Origin of the sequence: Streptomyces sp. YIM 98790 (assembly GCF_011421595.1) — a bacterium.
Classification (GTDB): Bacteria; Actinomycetota; Actinomycetes; order Streptomycetales; family Streptomycetaceae; genus Streptomyces.
The window spans coordinates 1-10,415 of record NZ_WTLH01000197.1 but is presented as its reverse complement, the minus strand read 5'-3'; the positions used below and the strand labels follow the sequence as shown (position 1 = coordinate 10,415).

Below are 10,415 nucleotides of genomic sequence, written 5' to 3'. Positions count from 1 at the left end.
TGCCGGGCGCGTCGGTCCAGAACGAGTAGAAGTACCCGCCGTGGTTGCCGGTCTGGTTGGAGTTGATCGGGTTGGCGTTGGCGCTGCCCGTCGGGACCAGAACGGCCGCGACCAGCGCGGCACACGCGGCACTGATGAGCAGCTTGATGCGCCCGGCACCGCGGACCTTGGGCAGCAGCCTTCGGCGGCTGTGTCTGCGGCTCTGGGGGGTGGGGGCGTCGTTCACGTGCAAGCTTCCTCCTTGTGAGGCTGGCCGGAAAGCCAGGAAGCGTGTTACGAGCCGGCGCGGCTGCCGATGGCCCGGCGGAGGACCACCGCGCGTCGGCGTCGTAAAACGACGGTGGGGGGTTGGCCGGTCGTCGAGCGGCCGACGACCGGAGACATCAGGTCACGCGGGGTGACCTCAATCGACAGTGCGTGAGGTCTGTCGATGGGCATAGTGTTGGACCGACTCCCAGAGTTGTCAACAGTTTTCGGCGAGATCCCGAAAGTCTAGGCTCGGCTGACGTTCCGTTGGGCAGGTAATTCGCCTGGTCAAAGGCGTAGCATCGTTTGTGAACTCGGCAAGCGCCTCGTTTTAACGATCAAGACGAGCGCTGCTGTTGACGCAATCTTCGGAAATATTCCGGAAAAGTTTCGGACTTCTATCGGGGTGCTCTGGCGGGCTCCGGCACGCGGCGCGGCCGGCGGCGGCAATGGAAAACCGGCCGCCCCCGAGGGGGACGGCCGGTGTGCCGGAAGGGAGCCGGCGCCCGCTGCGGACGGGCTCGGGCCGGGGCGGTCAGGGCTTGCGGCCGACCCCGCCGAAAGCGGTCACCGGCTCCGGCGGGAACGGGGAGGGCTCGGGCCGCCAGTGCGTGCAGCTCACCACGCCCGGCTCCAGCAGTTCCAGGCCCTCGAAGAATCCGGCGATCTCCTCCGGGGTGCGCAGCGTGTAGGGCACCGCGCCCGTGCTGTCGTACTCCTCCTGGGCCTTCTCGACCTGGTCCGGCCGGCGGGTCTGCGCGGTGCCGTCGTTGAGCGAGAGGAAGCTGCCGGACGGCAGGGCGGCCAGCAGTTGGGCCACGATGGCACGGGCCCGGCCGTAGTCCGGCACATGGCCCATGATGCCGCTGAGGATCAGCCCCACGGGCCGGCCGAGGTCCAGCAGTCCGGCGGCCTCGGCCAGAATCCGCGGCGTGTCCCGCAGATCCGCGTCGATGTACCTGGTCGCCCCCTCCGGGGTACTGGTCAGCAGGGCGCGGGCATGCGCCAGCACCAGGGGGTCGTTGTCCACGTAGACGATGCGGCACTCGGGGGCGGCCCGCTGCGCCACCTCATGGGTGTTGTCCACGGTGGGCAANATGCGGCACTCGGGGGCGGCCCGCTGCGCCACCTCATGGGTGTTGTCCACGGTGGGCAACCCGGTGCCGATGTCCAGGAACTGCCGGATTCCGCACTCGCCGGCCAGATGGCGGATGGTACGGGCCAGGAAGTGCCGCGAGGCGCGGGCGGTGTCCCGCACCCCCGGGAAGGCGGCCGCGTAGGCATCGCCCGCCTCGCGGTCCACGGGGTAGTGGTCCTTGCCGCCGAGCCAGTAGTTCCACACCCGGGCACTGTGCGGCGTGGAGGTGTCGATCTCACCCATGCCTGGCAACTCCTTCTGCACGCAGGGGAACAGACACCGTATCAGCGCGAACGGGCGTCTCCGCCGGGGGCGGACGGTCCGCCGGGCACAGGGCCGCCGCGGAACCCCCAGCGGCACGGACCGCCGCGCGGGCGAGCCACCGGACGGCGGAACGCCCCGCCTCCCCTCCGGGCCCGAAGGAGGGGCGGAGGGGAAGCGGGGCGTCGCCGGGTGCCCAGGCCGTGATCAGACCAGGTCGAACCGGTCCAGGTTCATGACCTTGTTCCAGGCCGCGACGAAGTCGCGGACGAACTTCTCCTTCGCGTCGTCGCTCGCGTAGACCTCCGCCAGCGCGCGCAGTTCGGAGTTCGACCCGAAGACCAGGTCCGCCCGGCTGCCGGTCCACCTGACCTCGCCGGTGGCCGCGTCGCAGCCCTCGAAGGTGCCGGCGTCCCCGGCACTCGCCCGCCACGTGGTGCCCAGGTCGAGCAGGTTGACGAAGAAGTCGTTGGTCAGCACGCCCGGGGTGTCGGTGAACACCCCCAGCCGGGACTGCTGGTGGTTCGCGCCCAGCACGCGCAGGCCGCCCACCAGGACCGTCATCTCGGGAGCGCTCAGGGTCAGCAGGTTCGCCCGGTCGACCAGCAGGTACTCGGCCGGCAGCCGGTTGCCCTTGCCCAGGTAGTTGCGGAACCCGTCGGCGGTGGGTTCCAGGGCGGCGAACGACTCCACGTCGGTCTGCTCCTGCGACGCGTCCACCCGGCCCGGCGTGAAGGGGACCTCGATGTCGAAGCCGGCGTCCCTGGCGGCCTTCTCCACGGCCGCGGCACCGGCGAGCACGATCAGGTCCGCCAGCGAGACCTGCTTGCCTCCGGTCCGGGCGGCGTTGAACTCCTCCTGGATGCCCTCCAGGGTGCGCAGCACCGCGGCCAGCCGCTCGGGGTCGTTGACCTCCCAGTTGCGCTGCGGCTCCAGGCGGATGCGGGCGCCGTTGGCGCCGCCGCGCTTGTCGCTGCCGCGGAAGGAGGAGGCCGACGCCCACGCGGTGGACACCAGCTCGGAGACGGACAGGCCGGAGGCGAGGACCCGGTCCTTGAGGGAGGCGACGTCCCCGGCGTCGATGAGCTCGTGCGTGACCGCGGGCAGCGGGTCCTGCCACAGCAGCGTCTCGGAGGGGACCTCAGGGCCGAGGTAGCGCACCACCGGGCCCATGTCGCGGTGGGTCAGCTTGTACCAGGCGCGGGCGAAGGCGTCCGCGAACTCCTCGGGGTGCTCCAGGAAGCGCCGCGAGATCCGCTCGTAGACCGGGTCGAAGCGGAGCGACAGGTCGGTCGTCAGCATCGTCGGGGCGTGGCTCCTGGACGGGTCGTGCGCGTCCGGGACGGTGCCCTCGCCGGCGCCCCCCCTGGGCCGCCACTGGTGCGCGCCCGCGGGGCTCTTGAACAGCTCCCACTCGTAGCCGAACAGGGTCTCGAAGAAGCTGTTGTCCCAGGTCACCGGGGTGGGGGTCCAGGTGCCCTCAAGGCCGCTGGTGATGGTGTCGCCGCCCTTGCCGGTGCCGAAGGAGTTCCGCCACCCCAGGCCCTGCTCCTCGAGCGAGGCGGCCTCGGGGTCCGGGCCGACGTGGTCCGCCGGGCCCGCGCCATGGGTCTTGCCGAAGGTGTGCCCGCCGGCGATCAGGGCGACCGTCTCCTCGTCGTTCATCGCCATCCGGCGGAACGTCTCGCGGATGTCGCGGGCGGCGGCGACCGGGTCGGGGTTGCCGTTCGGGCCCTCCGGGTTGACGTAGATGAGGCCCATCTGGACCGCACCGAGAGGGTTCTCCAGCTCCCGGTCGCCGGTGTAGCGCTCGTCGCCGAGCCAGGTGGTCTCGGGACCCCAGTAGACGTCCTCCTCGGGCTCCCAGACGTCCTCCCGGCCGCCGCCGAACCCGAAGGTCTTGAAGCCCATGGTCTCCAGCGCGACATTGCCGGCCAGGATCATCAGATCGGCCCAGGACAGGCTCTGGCCGTACTTCTTCTTCACCGGCCACAGCAGGCGGCGGGCCTTGTCCAGGTTCGCGTTGTCCGGCCAGCTGTTGAGGGGGGCGAAGCGCTGCTGGCCGGCCCCGGCGCCGCCGCGGCCGTCGCTTATCCGGTAGGTGCCCGCGCTGTGCCAGGCCATCCGGATGATGAACGGGCCGTAGTGGCCGAAGTCGGCCGGCCACCAGTCCTGCGAGGTGGTCAGCACCTCCGCGATGTCCCGCTTCACGGCCGGGAGGTCGAGGGACGCGAAGGCCTTGGCGTAGTCGAAATCCTCGCCCAGGGGGTTCGCCACGGCGGGGTTCTTGGCGAGGATCTTCAGATTGAGCCGCTCCGGCCACCACTGGCGGTTGCCGCCGCCCTGGGTGGGATGCGGAGCCCGGGCGTGCGCGACGGGGCAGCCGCCGCTTTCGCCCTCCGTCTTCGCGTCGACGACGATTGCATCATGGTTCTCGGTCATGGGAATCCTTCCGGCCCGGGCGGGATCACGGGGCTCAGGAATCGGGCGATGGGACATCCGGGGCACGGCCCCGGTGGGCGGTGTGAACACTGAGGTGAAGGGTGAGGGTGGGACCTCGGCCTCGCCGGCCGCGGCACCGCGGTCGCCGGACAGGGTCAGGGAGGGGAACTCGCCGGCGGCGCGGCCGGTGTCAGGGACGGCCCATGGCGTCCGGCCGGCCGGACCGGGCGTACGCGTCCCGCCGCGGTGAGCGCGCGGCGGGCCTCACCCGAAGTCCGGCGGGGGAGAGGGCTCATGCGGTGGCCGCGCACCCCGGGAGGCGATCTCCGTCACGTCACTGTCTCCTGCCACTGGAGTCTTCCTGCATCTGCACCTTGGCGAGCGCCGGAACTGATCCTACGATAGACAAAGTTCAAGTCAAGAAGTACCCCAATCCCCTACTCCCTCGGATCCCGGACGCCCGCCGGCCGGCCCGGGCACCCCGGAGGTGAACAGGTGAACCGACATGAGTGACCTGCTGGAACGGCTGCGAGGACGTGGCTGGCGGATGACCTCCCAGCGGCGTGTGGTCGCGGAGGTCCTCGACGGCGACCACGTGCATCTCACCGCCGACGAGGTGCACGCCCGCGCGGCACGGCAGCTTCCCGAGATCTCCCGGGCGACCGTCTACAACACCCTGGGCGAGCTGGTGTCGCTCGGCGAGGTCATCGAGGTCACCACCGACGGCCGCGCCAAGCGCTACGACCCCAACGCGCACCGCCCGCACCAGCACCTGGTGTGCTCCGGCTGCGGCACCATCCGCGATGTCCACCCGGCGGGGAATCCGCTGGCCGACCTCCCGGCGGAGGAACGGTTCGGCTTCACGGTCTCCGAGGTCGAGATCACCTACCGCGGTCTGTGCCCGGCCTGCGCCGGGGCCCGCTCCGCCTGACGGCCGCCCGCCACCGGAACCGGCCCGGAACCGGGAGCGGCGCGGCTTCCGGACGGCGGGACGGGACCTGTGCACCGTCCCGCGGGCAGCACGGCGCCCGGCGCGGACCGTCTGCGGCTGTCGGAGGGCCGTGCGATGCTGGGGAACGTGATGCTGGAGGACCTGAAGCGGCTCCGCCGCGCCCGGGACATGATGGACCGCGACTACGCCCGGCCGCTGGACGTGCCCGCGCTGGCACGGGTCGCCCTCATGTCGCCCGGCCATTTCTCCCGCAGCTTCCGCGCCGCCTACGGCGAGACCCCGTACAGCTATCTGATGACACGCCGTGTCGAACGGGCCAAGGCGCTGCTGCGGCGGGGCGACCTGAGCGTGACCGAGGTCTGCTTCGCCGTCGGGTGCACCTCGCTGGGGTCGTTCAGCTCACGCTTCACGGAGCTGGTCGGCGAGAGCCCGAGCGCCTACCGGGCCCGCCGCCACGAGGCGGGCGCCGCGATCCCGGCCTGCGTCGCCAAGATCGCCACCCGCCCGGTCCGGAACGGCGCGCGCACCGGCCCGGGCCGGCCGGCGCAACAGGTCAGTATCGGAGAAGCGTGATCGGCCTCCGCCCCGTAGCGTCGGAGGCATGGACATCAAGCTCGCACAGTGCTTCATCGCCGTCGACGACCACGACAAGGCGCTCGCCTTCTACCGCGACGTCCTCGGCCTGGAGGTGCGCAACGACGTCGGGTTCGAGGGAATGCGCTGGGTCACCGTCGGTTCACCGTCCCAGCCGGACGTGGAGATCGTCCTCGAACCGCCGCTCGCCGACCCCAACGCCTCGCCCGCGGACCGGCAGGCGATGGCGGAACTGCTCGCCAAGGGCATGCTGCGCGGGGTGATCTTCGCCACCGACGACGTCGACGCCACCTTCGAACGCATCCGGGCCGCGGGCGGGGACGTGCTGCAGGAGCCGATGGACCAGCCCTACGGCGTGCGCGACTGCGCCTTCCGCGATCCGGCCGGCAACATGCTCCGCTTCAACCAGCCGCGCAAGGGCTGACGGGCCGGCCGCGGCCGGCCCGGCCCCGGGGACCTCCGGCGGGGGCCGGGGAGGTCACTCCCTGCGTCCGGTCGCGGCCACGGTGACGCCGAGGCCGATCATCATGAGCCCTCCGGCGCCGCCGACCAGGGAGAGCCGCCGCGGAGAGCGGGCGAACCAGGTCCGCGCGGCCGCCGCGGCCAGTCCCCACACGCTGTCGCAGACCAGCGCGATCGCGTTGAAGACCAGCCCCAGCAGCAGCATCTGCGCGGTGACGTGCCCCTGCCCGCGGTCGACGAACTGCGGCAGCACGGCGGCGAAGAACACGATCGTCTTGGGGTTGGCCACGCCGACCGCGAAACCGTCCCACAGGGTGCGCGGGCCGCCGCGACCGGAGACGTCACCGGTGGCCGCGGCCGGGGCCCCGCCGCGCCCGCGCCACGCCTTGACCCCGAGATACACCAGGTACGCCGCGCCGGCCAGTTTGAGCACCGTGAAGACGACGACCGAGCGCTCCACGACCGGCCCGACGCCCAGGGCCACCGCCGCCACGAGCACACCGGCGCCGATCGTGTTCCCCGCGACGGTGGTCAGCGCGGCACGGCGCCCGTGCGCCAGCGCCCGTCCGATCACGAACAGCACGCTGGGCCCCGGCACGGCGATCAGCAGGAAGGACATGGCCGCAAAGGCGAGCAGCCGGTCGGCGGACACCACGTCCCCCATGCAAGCACGGCAGCGGCCCGTCCCTCAGGCCGTTTTCCCCGGGGGATCGGGGGTCGCCGGCTGGTAGGCCCACCATGGTGAGGTGTCGCGTATGCGTCAGCGGAGACGCGTGCACGCCTTGATGGAGCAGCGGAGTCGCCTCGGGAGCGACCGATCCCGTCCGTGGCCGGGAAACGGTCCGGCCGGAGCCGCCGCCGGTGGGACGAGGCGGGGCTCCGGCCGGACCGGACGGGAGACGCTCAGCCGTTCCGGGCGTCCTTGAGGGTGGACTGCAGGGCGAAGAAGGCCGGCTTGCGGACGAAGTCCTCGGTCATCACCGTGGCGGAACCCTGTCCCTGGAAGAACACCGGCACCCAGGAGTACTTGTCGGTGAAGCCCCAGATGGTGAAGGAGTTGCAGTTGGCCACGGCCAGGCAGGCCGAGAGCGCCTGGTCGTAGTAGTCCGCCTGCTGCTCCAGCTGCGCCTCGGTGGGCACGCCGCTCTCCGGCAGGTCCATGCGCACGTCCAGCTCGGTGATGGCCGTCTCCAGGCCGAGCGCGTCGAACCGGCGCAGGTTCTGTTCGAGGTCACCCGGGAAGCCCCAGCGGGTGCTCAGGTGCCCCTGCGCGCTGAACCCGTGCACCGGCACCCCCTCGGCGAGCAGGTCCTGGACGAGCTCGTAGTAGGCGTTGCTCTTGGCGTTGCGGCCCTCCACGTTGTAGTCGTTGAAGAACAGCTTCGCCTCCGGGTCGGCCTCGTGGGCCCAGCGGAAGGCGTCGGCGACGATGCCCGGCCCGAGTTCGCGGATCCAGATGTTCTGCTCGGTGCGCAGGTTGCCCGCGTCGTCGAAGATCTCGTTCGCCACGTCCCACTGCTGGATCCGGCCGGCGTAGCGGCCGACGACGGTCTCGATGTGCTCCCGCAGGATGGCGCGCAGTTCCTCGTCGGTGAAGTCGCCCTGCTCCAGCCAGGCGGGGTTCTGGCTGTGCCACAGCAGCGTGTGCCCGCGCACCACCTGGCCGTGGCGCTCGGCGAAGTCGACGATGGCGTCGGCCTCGTCGAACCGGTAACGGTCGCGCTCGGGGTGGATGAAGTCCCACTTCATCTGGTTCTCGGGGGAGACCGAGCTGAACTGACGGCTCAGGATCTTCCGGTACTCCTTGTCGTAGGTGAAGGGGTCCGGGTAGTCCTGCTCGAGGTGGTGACCGCCGCCGGCCACGGCGGTGCCCACGAAGAAGCCTTCGGGAGCGGCGTGGCGCAGGCGGTCGAACTTGGCGTTGGAGTGCGGTGCGGCCTGGTGGTCGCTTCCCGGGTCTGCCGTAGCCGGTATCGCCGCCAGCGGGAGGGCCAGGGCGGTGGTGGCAAGTGCGAGGGTGACAATGCGGACGGGTCTCATCGGAGGTCTCTCCTGGCCAACGGTGCCGAAAAGTTTCGGAAGATTTCCGAAAGGATGGCTACGGACGTTAAGGGGACCGGCGCCGGGGCGTCAACGGTCCTGCAGGAGGCAAGTGGAAGAAGTCCCTCCGTGGGCCCGGAGTGCGCAGCGGTCCGCCGGCGGGTGCGGCCGCGCCCGGGCATACCGGGAGACACGCCTGCGAGCTGGGGAAACGATGACCGTGTGCACCGCCGGCCGGCCGCTGCGGGCCGCTGCCGGACGGCGGGGCCCGCGGGAACCGGCCGGCGGTGTGCACTCCCGGCGCGAGCCGGGCTCACCCTCGGGGGGACCGGAGAAACCCGTCGTGGAGCACCTCGCCCTGCCCTGAACCCGCCGCGCGGGCAGCGGCCGGGCGTGCCGACGGGACGCCCGCGCGGCGGACGCCCCGTCGGGGAGAAGGAGCGGAGTGTCAGGCGGCGGCGCAGAGGCTGCCGTTGAGGCTGAAGGAGGCCGGGGCGGGGTTGCTGCTGCCCCGGCTGCCGAGGAAGCCGAGGGTGACGGAGCCCCCGGCCGGGATGGTGCGGGTCCAGTCGGCCGGGGTGACGCTCACCGTGCCGCCGCTCTGGCTGGGCGTGCCGCCCCACATGTTGGTGATCGTCTGGCCGCCGGTGAAGGCGAAGCCCAGGGTCCAGCCGTCGAGGGCGGCAGTGCCGGTGTTGCGGATGACGATCTCGCCCTGGAAGCCGCTGCCCCAGTCGCCCACGACCCGGTAGCCGACCGAGCAGTCCCCGGTCGTGATCTCGTGGGTGGTGAGGGTGACGGTGTCCGAGCGGGCCGAGCGGTTGCCGGCCGCGTCCCGGGCGTACACGGCGAAGGTGTAGGTGGTACCGGCGGTCAGGCCGGTGACGGTGACCTGGTTGGTGGCCGAGGCGGCGGCCGGGGTCTCCGTGCCGTCGCCGACCCGGACGACGTCGTAGCCGGTGACGCCCACATTGTCGGTGGCGGCCGGCCAGCTCAGCGTGGCGGAGACGGCGGTCACCGCGGTGGCGACCGGGGTGCCGGGCGCGGTGGGCGCTTCGGTGTCGTCGGTGCCGCCGCCGAAGACGGTGGCCTCGCGGGCGGTCTCGGCGATGCCGTGGGGACCGTGGAGGAAGCGCTCGCCCCACTCGCTCACCCGGCTGGGGTCGAAGTCGAGCACCATGTCGAGGATCGGGTCGGTGTTCCCGCTCCAGGACCAGCCCAGGTAGCCGAGGTCGAGTTCCTCGGCGGTGGCCATCATGGTGTCCTCGTCCGGGTCGCCCCACTGGTCGGCGGGGGCCCCGAACTCGCCGATGAGGATGGGCAGTCCGGCGTCGACGAAGGCGTTCAGGTAGTCGGTGATCTCCTCGGCCGTGTCGTAGACGCTGTACATGTGGATCGAGAAGATCAGATTGCCCGTGGGGTCGGCCTCGTAGACGTCCGGGGCGTTGGCGCGCATGACGCCCTGCCAGTCCTGGCCCCAGTTCGGCGCGTCCACCATCAGGGTGTGGGCGAACCCGGCGTCGCGGAGCTTCTGGACGGCAGCGATGGTGGGCCCGGTCCAGCCCTCCGGGTCGGTGTTGCCCCAGGGCTCGTTGCCGATGTTGATGATGACGTAGTCTTCTTCGCCGTCCAGGACGTCCTTCAGGCCGATCCAGTAGTCGGCCGCCTGGTCCAGCGAGGCGGCTGCCGCCTCCTCGCCGTAGCCGGTGGTGTCGTGCACCTCCAGCACGCAGATCAGCCGGTTGGCCTTGCACAGACCGATGACATTGGCGACGTCCGCGGGGCTGTTCGGGCCCCAGCGCTGGCCGCTGCCGAGGACCACGCGGACGGTGTTGGCGCCCGTCGCCTTGATGTCGGCGAACGACTGGGTCTCGCCCTGGTACCAGGTGTGCGGGTGGTTGATGCCGCGCATGACGAAGTCGTTGCCGTTGGCTTCGAGCAGGCGGCCTCCGCTGATGTGGAGGCCGGGCGCGGCCGGGGTGCCGGGCTCCTCGGCATGGGCGGCGGGGCCCAGTCCGCCGCCGAGGCCGAGGAGGGTGGCCAGTCCCGCCAGCAGGACCCCCAGCGTTCTGGTGCTTCTTCTCATCGCGACTCCGGAAGTGGACGGAAACCGACGTGGGTTTCCGGTGGGTTTTGGGAGCGCTCCCATGCTTCTCGCCTTGTTGAGTCCGCGTCAAGATGGCGGGTGTTGGAACCCGTGCTTTTCCGGGGTTTTCCGGGGAGGTCGCGGGGGCCGCAGGCGGAGAGGGCGGCGCGGCGTGCCGTGCCGCCGCCCCGGCC

At 71.5% G+C, this 10,415-nt stretch carries 8 protein-coding genes and 1 pseudogene; 3 read left to right on the top strand and 6 right to left on the bottom strand.

Annotated elements, in window-relative coordinates:
- From GQS09_RS23845 to katG, 3 genes and pseudogenes are all read right to left on the bottom strand, one after another.
- A pseudogene (locus GQS09_RS23845) lies at positions 1–226 on the bottom strand (hypothetical protein); the annotation flags it as partial.
- A 555-nt stretch (positions 227–781) separates the two neighbouring features.
- Positions 782–1,627 (bottom strand): SAM-dependent methyltransferase, encoded by an 846-nt coding sequence (locus GQS09_RS23840; RefSeq protein ID WP_165989574.1) that lies wholly within the window; start codon positions 1,625–1,627, stop codon positions 782–784.
- Between the two features lie 225 nt (positions 1,628–1,852).
- Positions 1,853–4,087: a catalase/peroxidase HPI gene (katG, locus tag GQS09_RS23835; RefSeq protein ID WP_165989572.1), complete on the bottom strand. Its 2,235-nt coding sequence runs from the start codon at positions 4,085–4,087 to the stop codon at positions 1,853–1,855.
- A gap of 505 nt (positions 4,088–4,592) precedes the next feature.
- Between katG and GQS09_RS23830 the strand changes: the two genes are divergently transcribed.
- The 3 genes from GQS09_RS23830 (at position 4,593) to GQS09_RS23820 (ending at position 6,057) form a co-directional block, all read left to right on the top strand.
- Entirely contained in the window at positions 4,593–5,018 is a 426-nt protein-coding gene (locus tag GQS09_RS23830; protein WP_165989570.1) for a Fur family transcriptional regulator, read from the top strand.
- A 135-nt stretch (positions 5,019–5,153) separates the two neighbouring features.
- Entirely contained in the window at positions 5,154–5,612 is a 459-nt protein-coding gene (locus tag GQS09_RS23825; RefSeq protein WP_207958208.1) for a helix-turn-helix domain-containing protein, read from the top strand.
- A gap of 28 nt (positions 5,613–5,640) precedes the next feature.
- Positions 5,641–6,057 carry a VOC family protein gene (locus GQS09_RS23820; protein ID WP_165989568.1) on the top strand — a complete coding sequence of 139 codons (417 nt, stop codon included), beginning with the start codon at positions 5,641–5,643 and terminating at the stop codon, positions 6,055–6,057.
- Positions 6,058–6,111: 54 nt separating this feature from the next.
- Here the strand turns inward: GQS09_RS23820 and GQS09_RS23815 are convergent, their stop codons facing one another.
- The 3 genes from GQS09_RS23815 to GQS09_RS23805 all read right to left on the bottom strand — a co-directional run bounded on the left by GQS09_RS23815 (position 6,112) and on the right by GQS09_RS23805 (position 10,221).
- Complete coding sequence (locus tag GQS09_RS23815; RefSeq protein WP_207958207.1) at positions 6,112–6,759, bottom strand: LysE family translocator; 648 nt, start codon at positions 6,757–6,759, stop codon at positions 6,112–6,114.
- 239 nt (positions 6,760–6,998) lie between these two features.
- Positions 6,999–8,135 carry an endo-1,4-beta-xylanase gene (locus GQS09_RS23810; RefSeq protein ID WP_165989566.1) on the bottom strand — a complete coding sequence of 379 codons (1,137 nt, stop codon included), beginning with the start codon at positions 8,133–8,135 and terminating at the stop codon, positions 6,999–7,001.
- A gap of 448 nt (positions 8,136–8,583) precedes the next feature.
- A complete protein-coding gene (locus GQS09_RS23805; protein ID WP_165989564.1) occupies positions 8,584–10,221 on the bottom strand; it encodes a cellulase family glycosylhydrolase in 1,638 nt (545 codons plus the stop codon).
- Positions 10,222–10,415 lie beyond the last annotated feature (194 nt).